Here is a 19,799-nt window from a genome sequence, read left to right as displayed (position 1 = left end):
GTCACGCCGCTCCCGTCAACACGCGGACGGCGGCTCGCGGCCACCGTACCCAGGCCGCCGGCTCAGCGGCCGCGCGAGACCCGCTCGATCTCGGCGCGCACGAGGCGCTCGACCACGGCCGGCAGGTTGTCGTCGAGCCAGGATTTCAGCATCGGCCGGAGCATCTCCTTGACGAGATCCTCCAGGGTCCGGGCGTTCTGCGTCAGCACCGTATGGGCCAGCAGGTTGAACGCGCCGCTGACGCTGGCGTCGGTCGCCGGGGAGACCAGGGCCTCCCGCTCCGGCTCCGGTTCCGGCGCGCGCACGGCCTGGAGCACGGGCTGCGGCCGCGGTGGTGCCGGCGGTTCCGGGATCGGATCGGGCTCCGGTGCCGCGGCGACCGGGTCCTCGAAGTCGATCGCGTCGAAATCGAGCAGATCCGGAGCAGGTTCCGGCTCCGGCTCCGGCTCGACCACGCGCGGGCGCGTCACCGGCTCGGCGACCTCAGCGAGGTCGAGCACGTCATCGGGCTCCGGCGCGACCGTCGTCTCGGCGGGCTTGGCGGCCTGATCGTCGGCGATGATCCTGCGGATCGACGCGAGGATCTCTTCCATCGAAGGCTCGTGCGCCTTATCGGCAGCCTTGTCCTGGAATTTCGTGTCCGGGATCTTTGGGCTTGCTGCACTCATCGGCAGGCGCACTCGGGCATGGGAGACTGGAACGCGACCCGATCGGATCGTTGTTCAATCAGTATTCCATGCCGTTTCGTGGCGGCAAGCGTGCCCGCAACACACTCCCCGTGGAAAAGCCCTCAGCGGCCGTCCGGCGTGCGCAGACCGAACCACAGATCCTTGACCTGATCGAAGTGGACCTTGGCGCTGTAATATTCGACCGGCAGTGCCGTGAACCGCGCGGTGAGTTGCCCGATCGCCTGGACCACGCCGTAGGAGAAGATCACGCGGTCGCGTTGGGCGACGATGAGGTTCACGCGGGAGTTCAGCAATTCCTGCTGCGCATTCAGCACGTCGAGGGTGGTGCGCTGGCCGACGCGGGCCTCCTCGCGCACGCCGTTCAGCGCCACCTCGTTGGCCTGGACCTGGGCCTGGGCGGCGATGACCTGGGCCTTGGCGGCTTCCAGGCGACCCCAGAAATCGACGATCTGGGCGCGGACCTGATCGCGGACCTGATCCACCTGGATGCGCGTCTGGCCGACGGTCTCCTTCGCCTGCCGGATCTGCGCGTAGGTCTGGCCGCCCTCGTAGATCGGGATGTTCAGCCGGCCGCCCACGAATCCGACGAAGAAGCTCTGGTTCGGGCCGGTCTGGTCGTAGACCTGACTGAGGGAGCCCTGCAGGCTGACCTGCGGCGCCAGCTGACCTTCCAGCACCTTCACCTGCGATTCGGCCGCGTCGACGGCGTGGATCGCCGACACGATCTGCGGATGCTCGCGCAGGCCGATGGCGATGGCGGCGTCCAGGCTGTGCGGAACGAACCGGTCCAGAGGCCGGCCGGGCGCAAGCTGGCGCGGCTCGACACCGATATTCTGCCGGTAGATGCCGATGCTCGTCCGCAGGGCCGATTCCGCCGCGCTCACCTGCGAGCGGGCGCCCGCGAGACGGGCCTCGGCCTGGGCGACATCGGTCCGCGTCACCTCGCCGACGTTGAAGCGGTCGCGCGTCTGGCGCAGCTGCTCCTCCAAGACCTCGACGTTGTTCCGGTTGAGTTCCAGCGTCGCCGTGTTGCTGAGCACGTTCATGTACGACTGAACGGCGTTGTAGAGCACGGTCAGCTCCGTGTAGCGCAGCGTCTCGCGCTGGCTGTACACGGTCGACTCGGCGCGGCGGGTCAGGTTGTCCGTCTGGAAGCCGTTGAACAGCGTCTGCGAGACCGTCAGGCTCGCGGTGCTCGGCAGGTAGGTGGTCCGGACAGTCCGCTTGGAGGTGATGGTCTGGGCCGAGGCGATCTCAGCCGTGCTCGATGTCGCCCCGGCTCCGCTGGTCGCCGACGTGCCGGCCACGCCGGACGAGCCCGCTCCGATGTCGGTCGTGCCGACACCCGTCGTGCTCGTTCCGACGCCGATTCCGGTGCCGCCCGTAACGCCGCCCGTGGTGCCCCCGAGACCGGCTGTGCCGGTCGCCGACGTGCCGGTGCTGGCCGAGCCTGCCGCGGCCGCGGCGGTGCTGGAGCTGCGGGTCTGAAGGTACTGGACGCCGATCTGTGCCCCGAGATTGACCTGGGGGCGATAGCCCGACTGCGCGATCGCGACGCTCTCGTCGGTCGCGCGCACGCCGGCGCGGCTGGCGTTGAGGCTTGGATTGCCCTGATAGGCTTTCGCGAGCGCGCTTTCGAGTGTCTCGGCAGACGCCGGCATCGCTGCCAGAATCGCGAGCCCGGAGACCATCCCGACCAAACGGAATGTCGAGCAACTCGCTTGTGGACGTCGTGTCACGATGAACAAGCCCTTGCGGTCTCTTTCGGTTCGGATGTCCGAGACGAAAACGGCCAAGGTACGGCGTTTCGCTCGTCTCCGATCAAGCCCGCCCCACCGTCACGCTTAGCGCAAACCGGGCGCTTTGGCTCGCCTCGGCTTAGGGATGGCGGCGGAAAGTCCGGCGTTGGGGCATTAAGGTGACACATCCGGTCTCCGTTACCCCGCGTGCTGGGCCGTTACGGTAAGTGCCGTCCCGAATACGGTATCGGTGCAAATATAAATGGCTGTGGATCAGCAACGTCCGCGCGCTGCCCGAGACGGGGCCAGCTTTGCCGCCCGGGAGGGGAGCCGGGTTTCGGGCCCCGATTTGTGGCGGGAGGCGGATGTCGGGCGTCGCGTTCACCGCCCGGTTCGGGACCGGCTCGCGGGCGCGCAAGACAGGCGGCCGAGAGAGCCGCCATCCACGGCCGCCATCGACCGCCGCACGGTCGTCGCATCTCGCAGGATCCGCGACCATTCCGGCCACCGAGGGGACGTGTCACGCGGGCGGGACGACAGCGTACGGGTTGATCCGGTCGGAACAGGATTTTCCGGCGCGGGGTGTCGTCCGAATTGAGTATTCGATGGAATCGAACCTCGGCAGTAGCGTCCACTCACCGGGCCGGTTCGGTGCCGGTCGTTCGGGTCGGTGCGCGGAACGGATCCAAAGGCCCTGTAAGCCGGGGCGGCCGGCGATCCGCCGGCCACCGCCGTGCGAACATCCGGGTCCGCGGGTCGGCGGCGTGGTGGAGGGTTTCATCGTGGACGAGAACGATCCGCCCTGGGACACCGATCCCCTCTGGTATGACCGGGCGGAGTCCGGGCCGGCACCGGGTCCCGTCCTCGAATGTCTGGCGTGGCTGTTCCTGCTGGCGGTCGCCGTCGTCGCCGGGCTGGTCTGGCTCTACGGGGTTCCCGACCGCCTGTGGCGCGCGGCGAAGCGCCGGGTCCTGCGCCGCCGGCCGGCGGGCGCGAAGCGCTTCTGATCCGGTTCGGAAGCTCCGCGGCGAATGCGGGTTTCAGGCCGCCGCGATGCGCGTGACGAGCAGCGTGTATTCCAGGGCCTCCACCGGCATTGGACGGCCGAGATAATAGCCCTGCAGGAACGGGCAACCCATCGCCTGGAGGATGTGCAGGTCGTCGACCGATTCCACGCCCTCCGCCACGACGTCGAGACCGAGCAGGCGCCCGAGGCCCAGGACGGCGAGGACGAGCCCGCGCTTGTCGTCGCATGTCCCGAGCCCGGTCACGAAACTCCGGTCGATCTTGATCCGATCCGCCTTGAGCTGCCGCAGGGAGGAGAGCGACGAGTAGCCGATGCCGAAATCGTCCAGGGTGATCCGGATGCCGGCGCGCGACAGGGCCTGCAGCTTCCCCTGAACCGCGCCGATGTCGAGGGCGGTCTCCTCGGTGATCTCGATCTCGAGCATGGTGGGCGGCAGGTCGAGCAGGCCGAGGCGCTCGATGACGATCTCGTCCACCGGGACCTGCGCCATCTCCCGGGGCGAGACGTTCATCGCGACGCGGACCCCATCGAGGCCACGGCTGCGCAGGATTTTCAGCATCGCGCAGACCTGCTCAAGGATGTAGCGGAGCAGCGATTCGGTGAGGCCCGCCATCGCGGCGGCGGCGATCAGGTCCGGCGGGGCGATCCAGCCGAGCCGCGGATGCTCCCAGCGGATCAGCGCCTCCAGCCCGACCAGCGTGTGGCCATCCGCGGCGTAGATCGGCTGAAACCAGACCCTGGGCGCGTTCTCGACCAGGGCCTGCGACAGGTCGCGCTCCAGGTCGCGCCGCATCTGCAGGCCCTCGCGCAGGCCCGCATCGAACACCCGGAAGCGATTCCGGCCTCCGGCCTTCGCGGCGTAGAGGGCCTCGTCGGCGCAGCTCAGCATCTCGGTCAGACTGGGCTCCGGACCGGCATGGACGCCGATGCTGACCCCGAGCCGGCCCGCGTCGAAACCGTCGAACGGGTGTGCCACGGCCGTGATGAAGTTGGCCGCCATGACGTCGTGGGCCAGACCGGAGGTGGCGGGATCGTAAAGCACGGCGAATTCATCGCCGCCGAGCCGGGCCGCAAGGCCGTTCTCCGGCAGCGCATCCCTCAGCCGGCGCGCCACTTCGACGAGCACCCGGTCGCCCGCCTTGTGTCCGTAGACGTCGTTGACGAACTTGAAGCCGTCGAGGTCGAGCAGCAGCAGGCTGAGCGTCCCGCTGTGGAGCCGGCTTTCCGCCGCCTGGAGGAATCCCGCGCGGTTCAGCAGGCCGGTGAGGTCGTCGTGCGTGGCGCGCCACCGCATCTCGTCGACGAGGGCGCTGGCGCTGGCATGCGCTTCGGCCCGCGACCGGGCGAGGGCATGGGCCTCGTTCTTGAGCCGGCTCGCCTCGCGGAACACGGCCTGGCTCCGGAACGCGGTGTGCGTCAGCGCCATGAGATAGAGGGCGACGCAGGCCGCAAGGCAGTTCCGGTCGAAGTCACCCGCATAGGTCAGGCAGACGGAGACCGACAGCAGCGGCAGAGCGATGAAGGCGATCGGAATGCGCGCATAGGCAATCCCGTGCGTCACCGCCCCGGCGGTCACGCCGCAGGTGATCGTGAGATAGAACAGGGTCTCGGGCGAGGTGTAGCCGGCGGACAGGAGCGGCTGGCAAGCCCAGACCAGGCCGGAGAGAAACGCCGCGAGCGTGCAGACGCGCAGGTGCCGGTCGACGGAGCGCGCGGCGGTCGCGGCCAGGCTCGGCGTCATGTCGGCGGTCAGCGCGAGGCCGAGGCAGGGGATCCGACACAGCACGATCCGCAGGAGATTGACGCAGGTCGATGCCGCAAACCAGGCGGCCCCCAGGGCGCCGTGCCCGCTCCGATAGGCGACCAGGATGCTCGCCAGCCCGAGCAGCATGTTGACGGGGATGGCCGCCAGCACGGTCCCGCGCATGGCCTCGAGCTGGTCCCGCCGGACCAGCGCGTCCCACCTCGGATCCGCAGGGTCGAGAGATTCACCGGAGCCGGGTGAGCCTGGCCCGGATCTCTCCTGGTCCCAAGCGATCATCATATGTCCACTCAAAGCTGAGCGACTCATGACAGCGAATCGTTAGATATCGTTGAACGATCATCGACCACCGCAAGCGATCTCGATCTTTTCGCGCTGCGGATGCGCGGAAGCGCCGGCGCGCGGGGCATTCCGGCCGCGCCCGAAAGCACCATATCGACACCCGGGCCGCTCCCGGGCCCCGGATCGTCCATGGCCCTCACCCGCGACCTGCTCGATATCCGGACGATCTACCACGAGCCTGCCGTCCGCGACTTTCCGCTCGGCGGGGAGATCCTGGCCCGTTTCCCGGACGCCGAGCGCATCGTCGTGCCGTCGCACTGGAACATCCCGGAACTCCACGGCAATGCGGGATCGGTGGAGGATTGGGTGCGGATCAAGCGCTCGACCCTGGTCCTCGGCGTGAAGAAGGGTCTCGCGATGCGCCCCAACGGCCGGAGCGCCCATTTCATCGCGCCCTCGACCTCCAACGGCTGCGCCATGGCCTGCGCCTATTGCTACGTGCCGCGCCGCAAGGGCTTCTCCAACCCGATCTCGCTGTTCGTGAACGTCGAGCAGGCCTGCGCGGCGATCGCCCGGCACGCCGGCCGTCAGGGACGCCTGTCGGCGCCGGATCCGATCGACCCGGAATACTGGGTCTACGACATCGGCGAGAACGGCGACCTCTCGGTGGATGCGGCGGTCAGTGGCGGCGTACGCGCCCTGATCGCGCTGTTCCGCACCCTGCCCAACGCCAAGGCCTCCTTCGCCACCAAGGCCGTGAACCGCGAACTCCTGGCCTACGATCCGCAAGGCAAGACGCGGATCCGCTTCTCGCTCATGCCGGCGCGGATCGCCCGGATCGTGGACGTGCGCACCGCCCCGATCCCGGAGCGGATCGCCGCCATCGACGACTTCGTGGCCGCCGGCTACGAAGTCCACGTCAATTTCTCGCCCGTGATCCTGTACGAGGACTGGGAGGCGGACTGGCGGGCCCTGTTTGCCGAGATCGACGCGACCCTGTCCGACGCCGCCAAGGCGCAGCTCAAGTGCGAGATCATCATGCTGACCCACAATGCGGATCTGCATGCGGTCAATCTCGGCTGGCACCCGAAGGCCGAGGACCTGCTCTGGCGGCCGGACATTCAGGAGGCGAAGGTTTCCGAGGGCGGGGGCACGAACCTGCGCTACCGGGCCGGCTGGAAGGGCCGGTGGCTCGTCCGGTTCAAGGCCCTGCTGGCCGAGGCCATGCCCTACTGCACCGTGCGCTACGCGTTCTGAGGCCCCGGTCGCTGAACTTCCCGCCGCGCCCGGCGTTGCCGCGCCAGCGCAGAGGGGATCGTCCATGGGGATGCACGAAGATCATATCCGCGAGGCAGTCGCCCTCGCCGAGGCCAATGTCGAGGCCGGCGGTGCCCCTTACGGCGCGGTGATCGTGCAGGACGGCACCGTGCTGGTCCGCGCGGCCAACACCGTGCACGCCACCAACGATCCGAGCGCCCATGCCGAGATGGTTGCGCTGCGCGAAGCCAGCCGCCTGCTCGGCCGGCGCGATCTCGGCGACTGCGTGATGTACGCGAGCGGCCGCCCGTGCCCCATGTGTCACGCGGCGATGCGGCTTGCCGGCTTCAAGGAAGGCTATTTCGCCTTCTCGGCCGAGGAGGCCGAGACCTACGGCGCCGGCAGCGCGACGATCTACGCCGAACTCTGCCAGCCCCTCGATGCGCAGCCGATGCGGATCAGCCAGATCCGTCCGCCGGGCGATTCGCCCTACCCGGCCTGGAAGGCGCGCCGGACGGCCTGATCCGGCCTCGCCGGACTCAATGCGTCCACGGCGCCGTGCGGTTGAATTTGAAATTGTCGGAATAGGACAGGCCCTTGCGCTGGACCACCTTGGCCGGCTGCTCGACGCGGAAGGCGATGCCCTCGCGCTTCGCGTAGGCGACGGCCTCCGCCTCGGTGTCGAATTCCAGGCGGACCTGCTGAAGCATGTCGGAGGAGCCGTTCCACCCCATCAGCGGATCGATCTCGCGCGGGCTGGTCTGGTCGAATTCCAGAACCCACTGCTTGGTCCGGGCGAGGCCCGACTGCGTGGCATCCCGAGACGGACGGAAGATGCGGGCGCTCGGCATCGGACTCGACAAGCTCCTGATCGAATGGTCGGGGCGATAGGATTCGAACCTACGACCCCCTGGTCCCAAACCAGGTGCGCTACCAGACTGCGCTACACCCCGACTGCCACACGGCCTCAATGCCGTAGCGGTTCCGCCGGTCCCCCGCAAGGCGCGGCACGCCGGTGGCCCATTCCCCCGCCTGCGTGCTTCCGGCGCGCCTGCAGCGCCCGGACGACTTGTCAGACAAATCGCGGGACGATAGCGTCCGATTCGGGACGAGGGCCGGGCCTCCCTGCTGACGAACCAGCGTCCACCATCACTGGGGGGTGGAGGATGGGGCGTTACGGATCGCCGCGCCGGGAACACCGGCCCTCGTCGCCACCGTCGGGCCTTCGGCCATGCGGGGGCGGTTGTTGGCCCTTGATGACCCTTGCCGGCGGGCGCCGAAACCGCGACGATCGCCGCGAGCGACATGGACCTTCCCGTGTGGACACCGAGCCCGCGCTATCCCGATCCGGCGGTCGAGATCCTCGACGACGCCTTCGCCCGTTACCGGGTGTTCAACACGGCCGTGGAGCGCCTCGCCACCGGCTTCCGCTGGTGCGAGGGCCCGGTCTGGTTCGGCGACGGTCGCTACCTGCTGTGGAGCGACATCCCCAACGACCGCATCCTGCGCTGGGATGAGGAGAGCGGCGCGGTCGGCCTCTACCGGAAGCCGTCCGGTTTCGCCAACGGCAACACCCGCGACCGTCAAGGGCGGCTCGTCACCTGCGAGCACGGGAACCGTCGGGTCACCCGGACCGAGCATGACGGCGCGATCACCGTGCTCGCGGACGCGTTCGAGGGCCGGCGGCTCAACTCCCCCAACGACGTCGTAACGGCCGCCGACGGTGCGGTCTGGTTCACCGATCCGCCCTTCGGCATCGCGGGGTTCTACGAGGGCGCCCGCGCCGAGGCCGAACTGCCGCAGAACGTGTATCGGCTCGACCCGGTCACCGGCGTGCTGGAGACGGTGGCCACCGACCTCGCCGGCCCCAACGGCCTGTGCTTCTCCCCCGATGGCCGCGTGCTCTACCTCGTGGAATCGCGCGGGCGGCCGACCCGGCGGATCGTCGCCTACGACGTGGCCGGCGGCCGTGCCCTTTCGGGCCGGCGCGTGCTGATCGATGCCGGGCCGGGCACGCCAGACGGGCTGCGCTGCGACGTCGACGGCAATCTCTGGTGCGGCTGGGGCATGGGTGACGACGCCCTGGACGGCGTCATGGTGTTCAATCCCGACGGCCGGCCGATCGGGCGCATCCGGCTGCCGGAGCGCTGTGCCAACCTCTGTTTCGGCGGCCGGCACCGCAACCGCCTGTTCATGGCGGCGAGCCAGTCGCTCTATGCCCTCTACGTCGAGGTCCAGGGCTGCGCCGGCGGATGAGGCAAGGCCAGGATATCGCGGCTCGCCCGCGCCGCCGGTCGCGTGCTTGACCGGAGCGCCGCGCCGACCCACTTCCCGTCCGCCGGGGCATAACGGGACACCAGCCGATGATCGAACTCCACTACTGGCCGACGCCGAACGGCCATAAGATCACGATGTTTCTCGAAGAGGCGGGGCTTGCCTACCGCATTCACCCTGTAAATATTGGTAAGGGCGAGCAGTTTAATCCGGATTTTCTCAAGATCGCGCCCAACAACCGGATGCCGGCGATCGTCGACGATGAGCCGGCCGGCGGCGGCGCGCCGGTCTCGCTGTTCGAATCGGGAGCGATCCTGCTCTACCTCGCCGAGAAGACCGGGCGCTTCATTTCGGGGGATCTGCGCGGCCGGGCAGAGGTGCTGCAATGGCTGTTCTGGCAGATGGGTGGCCTCGGCCCGATGCTCGGCCAGAACCACCACTTCTCGCAATATGCGCCGGAGAAGATCGACTACGCGATCAAGCGCTACGTCAACGAGACCAACCGGCTCTACGGCGTCCTCGACCGGCGCCTGGCCGATCGCGCCTTCGTCGCCGGCCCTGATTATTCCATCGCCGACATGGCCTGCTATCCCTGGATCGTGCCCTACGAGAAGCAGGGTCAGAACCTCGATGACCACCCGAACCTGAAGCGCTGGTTCACGGCGATCGCCGAGCGGCCGGCCACGCAGGCGGCCTATGCCCGCGCCCCGGAGGTCAATCCCGACTACGGCAAGACCATGAGCGAGGACGCCAAGAAGGTGATGTTCGGCCAGACCGCTTCCAGCACGAAGCGCTGACCGGGACATGACCGAGGCCGCGCCTGCCCTGCCGCTGGAGGTGATCCACCGCGGCTGGAACACCTTCGGCATCGCCACGCTGACGCTGCCGGACGGGAGCACCGTTCGGCGGGCGCTGGAGGATCACGGCGAGGCGGCCTGCGTGCTGCCCTACGATCCCGTTCGGCGCGTGGCGCTGCTCGTGCGGCAGGCGCGGGTCGGCCCGGCTTTCTGGGGCGAGCCGGCCGATCTCGACGAGGCGCCCGCGGGCGGCCTCGACGGCGCCGCGCCGGAGGAGACCGCGATCCGCGAGGCGATGGAGGAGGCGGGCGTCCGCCTTCGGGATCTCGAGCCGGTGGCGCATGCCTACAGCATGCCGAGCATCTCTTCGGAGCGGCTTTGGCTCTACCTTGCGCCCTACAGCGCCTCCGACCGGGTCGGATCCGGCGGCGGCCTCCACGAAGAGGGCGAGCAGGTTCTCGCCCTCGAAGTGCCCCTCGCCACGCTGGGCGATCAGGCCCGTGCCGGTCGCCTGCCCGATCTCAAGACGCTGGTCCTGGTCCAGGCCCTGATGCTCCGAAGCCCCGACTTGTTCGCCGCATGACCTCGTCCGACACGTCCGAATCCGATGTCCTCGCGCAGATGCTGGCCTTCGCCGAGGAGGCCGCATCCCTGGCCTTGACCATGCGGGCGACGGGCCTGGACATGACCAACAAGGGCCCGGATCTCGGCCAGGCCCTGACCGAGGCCGACCTCGCCGTCAGCCAGCTGATGCACGCGCGGTTCGGCCCCGATTTGATCGAGGAGGAGACCGCCGAGGATCTGGGACAGGCGGCGGCCCGGGCGCTGCTCGCCCGAAATGCCTGGACCTTCGTGGGCGATCCGATCGACGGCACCCGACCCTTCGCGGGCGGCCTGTCGGGCTGGGGCGTGATGGTTGCGGCCTGCCGCACGGGCTGGCCCCGGAGCTGCGTGATGAGCCTGCCGGCCTGGAACGAAGACCGCTCAGCGCCGGCCCGGAGCATCCCGGCGGAGGCGACGGAGGGCATCCTGCTCGCGGCCAGTGAAGGCCGGGCCTTCTGGGCGCCGACCCGCGGCGGCCGCATGATTGCGGCGTTGCGCCCGCTCCACCGGCCGGAGCGCCGGACCGGCCATGTCGGCTGGCTGTCGGTCACGGCGCAGCGCTACACCCTGGATTACGGCTGCGGCTGGTTCCCCTGGAGCGAGGGCGGCGCGATCTCGGATGCCGCGCTCCTGGCCACGGGACGCCTCGACGCGACCCTGAGCAACAACCGCTTGTGGGACCTGGGCCCGATCCTGCCCCTGTTCGAGGCGCTGGGCTTCCGCCTGTTCCACTGGCCGGACCTCGGGGATCCGCCGGCCGCCTTCGTCGACCTGTTCGACGCTGAGCTGTCCGCTCACGACGATCTCTGGCTGGTGTGTCGGGATCGCGATCGGGCGGCCGATCTGGCCGCGGCGATCCGCCGGGCCTAGGACATCATCCCGGAGGCGGGCGCCCGGATCGCGGGACGCCCTTCGCGGACGGGACTTCGGGTCCGGACCGCGAACGGATCCGGGACGGGCGGTCAGAGCGCCGCGATCAGCGTCCGGATCCGCGCCTGTGCGGCCTTCAGCTCGCTCTCGGCCCCGGCCCGGTCGGCGGCCAGCTTCGCCAGTTCGTCTTCCTGAGCGCCCATACGGGCGAGATAGCGCCGCGCCAGTTCGCTGTCCTTGGGGACGGCGCCGAGATTGCTGCGGATGCGCTCCTGCTCGGCCTGCACCTTCGCCGCGCGCTCGCCGATCTCCTCGACGGTGCGCGTCGCCGCGGCAACCTCCGCGCGGACCTGCGACAGGGTCTTGAGCTTGCCGCCGAGGTCCGGTTCGGCGGCGAGGGAGGCCCACCGGACCAGCAGCGCCTCATCGGCATCGACGAGATCGTAGGCATCGATCTGAACGCGTTCGAACACGGCCTGGGTCTCTGCCGACCCGCCGGCGGGAACCGCGACCTTGAGGCGATAGGCCGTTGGGGTTTCGCTGTCGCGGGCGGAGGACGTGAAGGTCCAGCCATCGCGTCGGGGATGATCGATGATCACGGCCCGGGCGGCGTCCGGCGCACCCTTGATCGTGTAGGTGGTGACCTCACGGGCAATCATCGTCGCGCGTGCCACGCCGTCGACCACCGTGATCTTGGTCAAGGCCTCGCTCGGCTTCGTCTCCGCCTGGACGGCGACCTTCCGGTCGACGGCGAAGCTGGCCAGCCGCTGCTCGCCGACGGGGGTCGCGGGCAGGCGCGCATCCCCGAGGTAGCCGGCCTTGCGGTCGTAGAGGGTGATGAGACCGGCGGGCAGCATCGCGGCGGTGCCGTTGCGGATCCTGAGGGCCGCGATCGGATGGATTCCCTGACCCGGTTTCCAGAGGGCGATCCGCTCGGCCTCGATCTCGGTATCGATGAACGGCACGGACAGCGTGCCGCCGGCGCGGAGATCGACCGGATGCGGCAGCGTGAAGTTGGCCGACACATCTCCCTCGCTGGCCCCGGCACTCGCCGTCGCGGCCGCCGCCTCGTAGCCGGATTCCGCAGCGTCCAGGCGCGCGTCGAGGCGCGCCATCGGAGCCGGAAGGGGCACAGCGGCAGCGGGCGCCGCGGGGGCACGCAGACGGGACAGCGTCTTCGGGGCGACCGTGCCCTGGTCGAGATCGGGCATGCCGACATCGTCGACCATCACCGGCGCCTCCGGTCTCGTGCGCCAGTAACGCCGGTGCAGGCGCTGGAGCAGCGCCACCGGCGATCCGGACGACAGGGTGACGTCGACGCCCTTCCAGTCCGCGCCGAGGGCATTCTCGAGGACCGCCCAGGCCTGCAGATTCGCCCGGCCTTCGCCGCCGTCGACGATGCGATAGCTCGTCTTCCAGACGGGCGCGGCGACGACGTAGGTCAACCGGACCTCGCGCCGGCCGCGTCCCGCGACATCGATCTCGACCCGGTGGGCATCGCCGACCTTGGCCTTGCCGGCCGCGTCGACGGCCGCGGCGATCCTGGCCGCCATGACCGGATCCTGGATCGTCACGGTCGCGCCGTCCTCGATCGGCACGGATTCGAGCGTGCCCGACCCGGTCAGCACGGTCAGGATCGCGACCTCGCCCGCCTCGGTTCCGGCATTACGCTCGGATACGCCGAGCACCCGACCTTCGAGCGTGCGCCCGGCGCTCTGGATCTTGACTGGAATGCCCTGCAGCTTCCCCACGAGGCGCGCCGGCGCGGACAGATCGTCCGCGGTGAACGGCATCGTCCGCAGCGTCTCGTCGACCTGATCCACCCCGTCCAGACGCAGGGCACCGACGGTGCCGAGCGGATCACGCACGACGAGGCTCTTGAGGATATCGTCGATCTGCTCGGGCCTGACGTTGAGCCCGATCGTCGTATCGCCGTCGACCGCATGAACCAGGGTCACTTCGGCAAGGCCGCCGCTCGAAAGGGTGACGGCGCGGATGCCGTCGGGGGCTGCCATCAGGGGCGGCGCGGCTGCGATCATGGACAACAGGGCTCCGGCTAAGATCAGATGCGATGGGATCAATTCGCCTGTCTCCCGTCAGGGGGCACGCCGCCGAGCACGAGGCCACTCTGGCCGACCGTGCGCCGTCCGGCAAAGGCTGCGTGACGCCCGCGGCCGCAAACCGATCGCGGTCGGAACTCGCCTGCTGTCCGGACCGGAGCACGCCCCCATGCGGCACGGATGCCGCTGAACGAATGCGCAGTGCCTCGTCGACATGCTGCGGCCCGCGGCTGCACGCTAGCGTATCCGGCTGTCTGTGCTCCCGTTCCAGAAGGCGATCGGATCGACGGCCTCGACGAACTCGTCTTTCTTCGATGCGGAGACCCGCATCTCGCAGCCTGCGGTGCCGCCGTCGGACGCGGCGTCATCACCGCACGGAACGGCACTCAAACGCAGGACGACGTCGGCCATAGCGCTGCCGTTGACGGCCCGCCGCGTGATGACATCGGGCTCGTGCGTTGCCGCCTCGGATCCGCAGGAGGCCTTGGCCCTGGTGAGGGCAGCCGCGACGGGCGGCGGGTGATGGTCCGCCGCAGCGACGCGGGGTTCGGCGAGAATCAGGGCGGCGTGGGCGCGACGCATGCCGCCAGGATCCCCAGGCCCGTCCGCGCTGTCCAGGCAACTAGCTCATCGTGACGCTGGCGGCCGATACGGCACGCGTCGTCACTCGGGATCGCGATCGCGTCGCGAGGGCCGGTGGAACGAAGCCGAGACGGAAAAGGCGGCGCACCCTGTGTGGGCGCGCCGCCCGATCGTCTGTCTCAGGATCAGTTCAGCGTCGCGTTGACCGGCCGCCGTTCGGCTCCGACCGTGACGTCGCCGATCATCAGGCCCAGCGCGCCCAGGCGGACCGGCACCGTCTCGCCGTCATGGATCTTGCCCGAGAGCACCAGCTCGGCCAGCGGATCCTGGACATTCTTCTGGATCACCCGCTTGAGCGGCCGCGCCCCGTAGGCCGGGTCGTAGCCCTTGTCGGCGAGCCAGGTCTTGGCCTCCTCGTCGACCTCCAGGGTGATCTTGCGCTCGTCCAGCAACTTCTGCAGCCGCCCGAGCTGGATCTCGACGATCGCCCCCATCTCCGACCGCGCCAGGCGGTGGAACAGGATGATCTCGTCGACCCGGTTCAGGAATTCCGGCCGGAAGTGGCCCCGCACCACGCCCATCACCTCGTCGCGGACCGCGTCGGTGTCCTCGCCCGCAGGCTGGTTCACCAGATACTCGGACCCGAGATTCGAGGTCATGATCAGCAGCGTGTTGCGGAAGTCGACCGTCCGCCCCTGGCCGTCGGTGAGTCGCCCGTCGTCGAGAACCTGCAGTAGGACGTTGAACACGTCCGGATGCGCCTTCTCGACCTCGTCGAACAGCACGACCTGATAGGGCCGGCGCCGCACGGCCTCGGTCAGCGCACCGCCTTCCTCGTAGCCGACATAGCCGGGAGGCGCCCCGATCAGCCGGGCGACCGCGTGCTTCTCCATGTACTCCGACATGTCGATGCGCACGAGCGCCGTGTCGTCGTCGAACAGGAAGCCGGCGAGCGCCTTGGTCAGCTCGGTCTTGCCGACGCCCGTGGGGCCGAGGAACATGAACGAGCCGATTGGCCGGTTCGGATCCTGAAGCCCGGCTCGGGCGCGCCGGACCGCGGTCGAGACTGCCTCCACCGCCTCGCGCTGGCCGACGACGCGCTTGGCGAGCGCCTCCTCCATGGCCAGCAACTTCTCGCGCTCGCCCTCCAGCATCTTGTCCACCGGCACGCCGGTCCAGCGGGAGACGACCCCGGCGATGTGGGCGGGGGTGACGGCCTCCTCCATCATCGCGTCGCGGCCGTTCTCCGACTTGGCATCGGCCTTGGCCTCGATCTCGGCGAGCTGCTTCTCCAAGCCCGGGATGACCCCGTAGGCGAGCTCGCCCGCGCGCTGATACTGACCCTGGCGCTGCGCCGCGGCGAGCTCGTTGCGGGCCTCGTCGAGCTTCTTTTTCAAGGTGGCCGCGGTGCCGAGCTTGTCCTTCTCGGCCTTCCAGCGGGCGGTGATCGCCGCCGAGCGCTCCTCCAAGTCGCCGAGTTCCTTCTCCAGCCGGACCAGCCGGTCGCGGGAGGCGGAATCGGTCTCCTTCTTGAGCGCCTCGGCCTCGATCTTCAGCCGGACGATCTCCCGGTCGATGTTGTCGAGCTCCTCGGGCTTCGAATCGACCTGCATGCGCAGGCGCGAGCCGGCCTCGTCCATGAGGTCGATGGCCTTGTCGGGCAGGAACCGGTCGGTGATGTAGCGGTTCGAGAGCGTCGCCGCCGCCACCAGGGCCGAATCCTGGATGCGCACGCCGTGGTGCTGCTCGTACTTCTCCTTCAGGCCGCGCAGGATCGAGACCGTGTCCTCCACGGTCGGCTCCGACACGAAGACCGGCTGGAATCGCCGGGCGAGCGCTGCGTCCTTCTCGACGTGCTTGCGGTACTCGTCGAGCGTGGTCGCGCCGACGCAGTGCAGCTCGCCGCGGGCAAGCGCCGGCTTCAGCAGGTTCGAGGCGTCCATCGCCCCGTCCGCCTTCCCGGCGCCGACCAGCGTGTGCATCTCGTCGATGAACAGGATGATGCTGCCCTCTGCCGCGGTGACCTCAGAGAGCACGCCCTTCAGCCGCTCCTCGAACTCGCCCCGGTACTTCGCGCCCGCGATCAGCGCGCCCATGTCGAGGGCGAGCAGGCTCTTGTCCCGGAGACTCTCCGGCACGTCGCCGTCGACGATGCGCAGGGCCAGACCCTCGACGATGGCGGTCTTGCCGACGCCGGGCTCACCGATCAGCACCGGATTGTTCTTGGTGCGCCGGGACAGGACCTGGATGGTCCGCCGGATCTCCTCGTCGCGGCCGATCACCGGGTCGAGCTTGCCGTCCCGGGCGGCCTCGGTGAGGTCGCGGGCGTACTTCTTCAGGGCGTCGTAGGCGTTCTCGGCCGAGGCGTTGTCGGCGGTGCGGCCCTTGCGGAGCGCGTTGATCGCCGCGTTCAGCGAGGCGGGGGTGACACCCGCCGCCTGGAGCGCGCGGCCGGCCTCGGAATCCTTCTCCACCGCCAGGGCGAGGAGCAGCCGCTCCACCGTGACGTAGGAATCGCCCGCCTTCTCGGCGGCCTTCTCGGCGGTGTCGAACAGGCGCATCAGCTCGCGCGTCGCCTGCGGGGCGGCCGCGTTGCCGGAGACCTTCGGCTGCTTGGCGAGCCACTGCTCGGTCTGAGCCAGCGCCACCCGCGACTGCCCGCCCGCGCGGTCGATCAGGCCGGCGCAGAGGCCTTCCGGATCGTCGAGCAGCACCTTGAGCAGGTGACCCGGCTGAAGCTGGGGATGTCCCTCGCGCATCGCGAGGTTCTGAGCCGCCTGCACGAAGCCACGGGCGCGCTCGGTGTACTTTTCGAAGTTCATGCACAACCCTCCCGTACCGGCATCCGCCGCCCGATGAGAGGCGCGGCGCCACCGAAACGTCGCCCTCCGGCTATCCGCCGCGCGAGGGCCCCGGCGCCATTGGCGGCCGCCGGTGATCCCGATGTGGTGTTGCAATTGGGCACCACAAGGGGCGATGAGGCTCTTGCGTGACGGATCATTTCAGGGCCACGCTTCGCGCATGACCGCATTGATTCATGTCAGCGCTCTCTACCGCTATCCGGTGAAGGGCTTGAGTCCCGAACCCGTCGAGCGGGCGGACCTCGAGACCAGCGGCTTCTTCCCGGGCGACCGGCTCTACGCCATCGAGAACGGGCCCTCGGGCTTCAACGCGGTGGCGCCCCGCCATCAGCCCAAGACGAAGTACCTGATGCTCATGCGTGACGAGGCGCTCGCCCGCCTGCGCACCCGCTACGAGGATGCTACGGCGACTCTCACCGTCGAGGGCCATGGCGAGCCGCAGGCCTTCAACCTCGACACCGAGGCCGGGCGAGAGGGGCTTGCGGATCTGATGCGGCGGTTCATTCCCGCAAGCCTGCGGGGCGAACCGAAGGTGCTCGCCGCCCCGCCGCAATACCGGTTCACGGATTCCCCGACCGGCTACGTGTCGCTCATCAACCGTGCGAGCGTGGCGGCGGTGGAGGATTATCTCGGCGTGCCCGTGGACCCGCTGCGCTTCCGCGGCAACCTGCTCGTCGAGGGGCTCGACCCCTTCGCCGAACTGGAGATGGTCGGCCAGGTGGTCGAGGCGCCGAGCGGGCTGCGGCTCAAGATCACCAAGCGGACGGTGCGGTGCGCGGCGACAAACGTCGAGCCGACCAGCGGCATCCGCGACTGCGACATCCCCTGGACGCTCGACGCCCGCCTCGGCCACCGCGACCTCGGCGTCTACGCGGAGGTGATCGCCGGCGGGGCGCTGGCGAAGGGCGACGCACTGCGGGTCGTGCGGTGACGGGACCGGAAGAGCGGTCCCATAAGCCCCCGTCATCCTGAGGGGCCGGAGCGCGGCGCAAGCCTCGGATTGGGGCTTCAGCCGGCCGCGCGATCCCTGGATTACGCCTTCGAGGCCCGCTTCGCGCTCACCTCAGGATGAGAGGGGCGGGGAAGCGCCCGAGCCCGCCCTCAGAGCCGCGACACGTAGGCCGCCAGATCCTTGATGTCGGCCTCGCTCAGGCCCTGCGCCGCCTCGTTCATGGCGGGATCGTAGCCGGGCCGGGCGTTCGACTTGTAGCCGGCGAGCGCCTTGGCGAGGTAGTCCTCGCGCTGTGCCCGGATCCGCGGGATCGCGTCCCGACCCGCGAGATCCGGTCCATGGCAGGAATTGCACTGGTGCTTGGCGATTAGCGCCTGGGCCCGTGTCGTCAGGGCCGCATCGGCCGGCGGCCCGGACCAGGCGGGCGGCGGCAGCGTCGCCACCGCGTCGGCGTAGCTGCGCAGGTCGTCGTCGGAGAATCCGGCAGCCACCTCGTTCATCGGCGGCGCCTCCCGCTGCTTCTCCCGGAACTGGAAGAGCTGCGTCACCACGTAGTCCGGAAGCTGCCCCCCGAGCGAGGGCACGCCCTCCGTCGCAGACATGCCCGCACCGTGGCAGCCGATACAGGGGGCGAGGCGCTCCTGCAGCGCCGCGTCCGGGGCGGCAAGCGCCGCACCCGCCAAGAGCAGCCCGCCGAGGGCAGGGGCCAGCCCGCGGATCGACCGGAGGTGGCGGCGGATCACCGGCCGTAGCTGACGCGGTAGATCGCGCCGTTGTAGTCGTCGGACACGAGCAGCGATCCGTCCTTGGCGACCAGCACGTCCACCGGGCGGCCGACATACTTGTTGTCCTGGAGGAAGCCGGTCAGGAACGGCTCCGTTGCTGCGGTCTTGCCGTCCGGTCCGGGCTTGGCCACGACCACGTCGCCGCCGAGCTTGGCGGTGCGGTTCCACGAGCCGTGCCGGGCGACGAACATCGCGTCCCGGTAGGCCTCCGGGAATTGCGTGCCGGTGTAGAACCGCAGGCCGAGGGAAGCCGTGTGCGGGCCGAGGAGCGCCGCCGGCGCGGCGAATTCCGAGCAGGAATGACCCCAGCCGTATTCCGGATCCGTGAAGGTGCCCTGGTGGCAGTACGGATAGCCGAAATGCTGCTTGCCCGGCTCCGTGAGCACGTTCAGCTCGTCGTTCGGGATGTCCTCCGAGACCCAGTCGCGGCCGTTATCGGTGAACCAGAGCTGCTTGGTCTTCGGGTTCCAGTCGAACCCGACGGTGTTGCGCACGCCGCGGGCGATCACCTCGGCGTTCTTGCCGTCGAGGTCCATGCGCCGGATCTGCGCGTGGGTGTCCGGCGGCATCACGATGTTGCCCGGGGCACCGACCGGCACGTAGAGCTTGTTGTCCGGGCCGATGGCGATGAACTTCCAGCCATGGGCCTCGTCCTTCGGCAGGTCGTCATAGACCAGGGTCGGCTTCGCCGCGCCGTCGAGGTGGTTCGCGATGTCGTCGTAGCGCCAGATCTTCGAGAGCTCGGCGACGTACAGCGCGCCGTCGTGGTAGGCGACGCCGTTCGGCCGGTGCAGGCCCGACGCGATGGTCTTCACCTCGCGCTTGCCGTCCCCATCCGCCTTCGGAAGCACCGCGTAGACCTTCCCCACCGTCCGGGTGCCCACGTACAGCGTGCCGTCCGGCGCCTGGGTCATCTCACGGGCATTGGCGAGGCCGCTGGCATAGACCTCGATCTTGAAGCCCTCCGGCACCTTCAGCTTGTCGAGCGGCAGCTTGGCGACCGCGGCCGCCAACGGCGGCCCCGCCACCGGCGCGAGCTTGGCTGCGGCGCCGCCCTCGGGGCGGCCGTAGAGCGCCGAACCGCGGTCGACCTGGACGCTGGGCGGCGGGGCCGCGGTGGCGGCCGTCTCCTGTGCCGCGGCGCGGCCGTGGTCCATCAGGCCGAAACTCAGGCCGGCGAGGGCCGCGGTGAGGCTGCGGATCAGGATCGGCTGGCGGATCGGCGTCATGGTGTCTCCCGGTGGGGACGGTCTCACGGA

General features: G+C 69.5%; 17 protein-coding genes and 1 tRNA gene. 8 read left to right on the top strand and 10 right to left on the bottom strand.

All coding sequences use genetic code 11. The features are described 5' to 3' along the window. Window positions 1-62: 62 nt before the first annotated feature. Complete coding sequence (locus ABIC70_RS00185) at window positions 63-593, bottom strand: PopZ family protein (RefSeq protein WP_043355243.1); 531 nt, start codon at window positions 591-593, stop codon at window positions 63-65. A gap of 197 nt (window positions 594-790) precedes the next feature. Continuing rightward, the gene (locus tag ABIC70_RS00180; RefSeq protein ID WP_051045025.1) at window positions 791-2,380 is read right to left on the bottom strand and encodes a TolC family outer membrane protein; all 1,590 of its coding nucleotides are present in this window, start codon (window positions 2,378-2,380) and stop codon (window positions 791-793) included. An 830-nt stretch (window positions 2,381-3,210) separates the two neighbouring features. Between ABIC70_RS00180 and ABIC70_RS00175 the strand changes: the two genes are divergently transcribed. Continuing rightward, complete coding sequence (locus ABIC70_RS00175) at window positions 3,211-3,435, top strand: hypothetical protein (protein WP_179697730.1); 225 nt, start codon at window positions 3,211-3,213, stop codon at window positions 3,433-3,435. A gap of 33 nt (window positions 3,436-3,468) precedes the next feature. On the opposite strand, the gene ABIC70_RS00170 is transcribed toward ABIC70_RS00175, so the two are convergent. Beyond that, window positions 3,469-5,382 (bottom strand): putative bifunctional diguanylate cyclase/phosphodiesterase, encoded by a 1,914-nt coding sequence (locus tag ABIC70_RS00170; RefSeq protein WP_354438554.1) that lies wholly within the window; start codon window positions 5,380-5,382, stop codon window positions 3,469-3,471. A 306-nt stretch (window positions 5,383-5,688) separates the two neighbouring features. Between ABIC70_RS00170 and ABIC70_RS00165 the strand changes: the two genes are divergently transcribed. After that, entirely contained in the window at window positions 5,689-6,756 is a 1,068-nt protein-coding gene (locus tag ABIC70_RS00165; RefSeq protein WP_354438552.1) for a spore photoproduct lyase family protein, read from the top strand. Between the two features lie 64 nt (window positions 6,757-6,820). Further along, window positions 6,821-7,279, top strand: coding sequence for a nucleoside deaminase (locus ABIC70_RS00160; protein ID WP_043355254.1), 459 nt, complete (start codon window positions 6,821-6,823; stop codon window positions 7,277-7,279). 16 nt (window positions 7,280-7,295) lie between these two features. On the opposite strand, the gene ABIC70_RS00155 is transcribed toward ABIC70_RS00160, so the two are convergent. Together ABIC70_RS00155 and ABIC70_RS00150 are read right to left on the bottom strand one after the other, a co-directional pair. After that, entirely contained in the window at window positions 7,296-7,607 is a 312-nt protein-coding gene (locus tag ABIC70_RS00155) for an ETC complex I subunit (RefSeq protein WP_043355257.1), read from the bottom strand. A 25-nt stretch (window positions 7,608-7,632) separates the two neighbouring features. After that, window positions 7,633-7,709, bottom strand: a tRNA-Pro gene (locus tag ABIC70_RS00150). Window positions 7,710-8,061: 352 nt separating this feature from the next. Here ABIC70_RS00150 and ABIC70_RS00145 point away from each other — a divergent pair. The 4 genes from ABIC70_RS00145 to ABIC70_RS00130 all read left to right on the top strand — a co-directional run bounded on the left by ABIC70_RS00145 (window position 8,062) and on the right by ABIC70_RS00130 (window position 11,300). After that, window positions 8,062-9,012, top strand: a complete 951-nt coding sequence (locus tag ABIC70_RS00145; RefSeq protein ID WP_043387050.1) for an SMP-30/gluconolactonase/LRE family protein — start codon at window positions 8,062-8,064, stop codon at window positions 9,010-9,012. 107 nt (window positions 9,013-9,119) lie between these two features. Next, window positions 9,120-9,827, top strand: a complete 708-nt coding sequence (locus ABIC70_RS00140; protein WP_043760353.1) for a glutathione binding-like protein — start codon at window positions 9,120-9,122, stop codon at window positions 9,825-9,827. 7 nt (window positions 9,828-9,834) lie between these two features. After that, window positions 9,835-10,410 (top strand): NUDIX domain-containing protein, encoded by a 576-nt coding sequence (locus ABIC70_RS00135; protein ID WP_083683686.1) that lies wholly within the window; start codon window positions 9,835-9,837, stop codon window positions 10,408-10,410. Then, window positions 10,407-11,300: an inositol monophosphatase family protein gene (locus tag ABIC70_RS00130; RefSeq protein WP_354438549.1), complete on the top strand. Its 894-nt coding sequence runs from the start codon at window positions 10,407-10,409 to the stop codon at window positions 11,298-11,300. The genes ABIC70_RS00135 and ABIC70_RS00130 overlap by 4 nt, the downstream gene beginning before the upstream one ends. 92 nt (window positions 11,301-11,392) lie before the next feature. Here the strand turns inward: ABIC70_RS00130 and ABIC70_RS00125 are convergent, their stop codons facing one another. From ABIC70_RS00125 to clpB, 3 genes are all read right to left on the bottom strand, one after another. Further along, entirely contained in the window at window positions 11,393-13,339 is a 1,947-nt protein-coding gene (locus ABIC70_RS00125) for a DUF4139 domain-containing protein (protein ID WP_354438548.1), read from the bottom strand. A 258-nt stretch (window positions 13,340-13,597) separates the two neighbouring features. Then, window positions 13,598-13,942: a hypothetical protein gene (locus ABIC70_RS00120; protein WP_279898654.1), complete on the bottom strand. Its 345-nt coding sequence runs from the start codon at window positions 13,940-13,942 to the stop codon at window positions 13,598-13,600. A 185-nt stretch (window positions 13,943-14,127) separates the two neighbouring features. Next, a complete protein-coding gene (gene clpB / locus ABIC70_RS00115) occupies window positions 14,128-16,764 on the bottom strand; it encodes an ATP-dependent chaperone ClpB (RefSeq protein WP_354438546.1) in 2,637 nt (878 codons plus the stop codon). A gap of 199 nt (window positions 16,765-16,963) precedes the next feature. Here clpB and ABIC70_RS00110 point away from each other — a divergent pair, with 199 nt between their 5' ends. Further along, window positions 16,964-17,734: an MOSC domain-containing protein gene (locus tag ABIC70_RS00110; protein WP_043387500.1), complete on the top strand. Its 771-nt coding sequence runs from the start codon at window positions 16,964-16,966 to the stop codon at window positions 17,732-17,734. Window positions 17,735-17,904: 170 nt separating this feature from the next. Here ABIC70_RS00110 and ABIC70_RS00105 read toward each other — a convergent pair whose 3' ends face one another. Together ABIC70_RS00105 and ABIC70_RS00100 are read right to left on the bottom strand one after the other, a co-directional pair. Next, entirely contained in the window at window positions 17,905-18,495 is a 591-nt protein-coding gene (locus ABIC70_RS00105; protein ID WP_354438920.1) for a c-type cytochrome, read from the bottom strand. Continuing rightward, window positions 18,495-19,769: a PQQ-dependent sugar dehydrogenase gene (locus tag ABIC70_RS00100; RefSeq protein ID WP_354438544.1), complete on the bottom strand. Its 1,275-nt coding sequence runs from the start codon at window positions 19,767-19,769 to the stop codon at window positions 18,495-18,497. The genes ABIC70_RS00105 and ABIC70_RS00100 overlap by 1 nt, the downstream gene beginning before the upstream one ends. Between the last annotated feature and the right edge of the window lie 30 nt (window positions 19,770-19,799).

The sequence above is a fragment of the Methylobacterium sp. 1973 genome, from assembly GCF_040545035.1.
Taxonomy (GTDB): domain Bacteria; phylum Pseudomonadota; class Alphaproteobacteria; order Rhizobiales; family Beijerinckiaceae; genus Methylobacterium; species Methylobacterium fujisawaense.
This window is presented reverse-complemented; position numbering and strand designations above follow the sequence as displayed.

Coding starts and splice junctions, on each gene's coding strand:
- ABIC70_RS00100 (WP_354438544.1), bottom strand. CDS start 19,769: ATGACGCCGATCCGCCAGCCGATCCTGATCCGCAGCCTCACCGCGGCC.
- ABIC70_RS00130 (WP_354438549.1), top strand. CDS start 10,407: ATGACCTCGTCCGACACGTCCGAATCCGATGTCCTCGCGCAGATGCTG.
- ABIC70_RS00155 (WP_043355257.1), bottom strand. CDS start 7,607: ATGCCGAGCGCCCGCATCTTCCGTCCGTCTCGGGATGCCACGCAGTCG.
- ABIC70_RS00165 (WP_354438552.1), top strand. CDS start 5,689: ATGGCCCTCACCCGCGACCTGCTCGATATCCGGACGATCTACCACGAG.
- ABIC70_RS00120 (WP_279898654.1), bottom strand. CDS start 13,942: ATGCGTCGCGCCCACGCCGCCCTGATTCTCGCCGAACCCCGCGTCGCT.
- ABIC70_RS00140 (WP_043760353.1), top strand. CDS start 9,120: ATGATCGAACTCCACTACTGGCCGACGCCGAACGGCCATAAGATCACG.
- ABIC70_RS00160 (WP_043355254.1), top strand. CDS start 6,821: ATGGGGATGCACGAAGATCATATCCGCGAGGCAGTCGCCCTCGCCGAG.
- ABIC70_RS00185 (WP_043355243.1), bottom strand. CDS start 593: ATGGAAGAGATCCTCGCGTCGATCCGCAGGATCATCGCCGACGATCAG.
- clpB (WP_354438546.1), bottom strand. CDS start 16,764: ATGAACTTCGAAAAGTACACCGAGCGCGCCCGTGGCTTCGTGCAGGCG.
- ABIC70_RS00135 (WP_083683686.1), top strand. CDS start 9,835: ATGACCGAGGCCGCGCCTGCCCTGCCGCTGGAGGTGATCCACCGCGGC.
- ABIC70_RS00110 (WP_043387500.1), top strand. CDS start 16,964: ATGACCGCATTGATTCATGTCAGCGCTCTCTACCGCTATCCGGTGAAG.
- ABIC70_RS00170 (WP_354438554.1), bottom strand. CDS start 5,382: ATGCGCGGGACCGTGCTGGCGGCCATCCCCGTCAACATGCTGCTCGGG.
- ABIC70_RS00145 (WP_043387050.1), top strand. CDS start 8,062: ATGGACCTTCCCGTGTGGACACCGAGCCCGCGCTATCCCGATCCGGCG.
- ABIC70_RS00125 (WP_354438548.1), bottom strand. CDS start 13,339: ATGATCGCAGCCGCGCCGCCCCTGATGGCAGCCCCCGACGGCATCCGC.
- ABIC70_RS00180 (WP_051045025.1), bottom strand. CDS start 2,380: ATGGTCTCCGGGCTCGCGATTCTGGCAGCGATGCCGGCGTCTGCCGAG.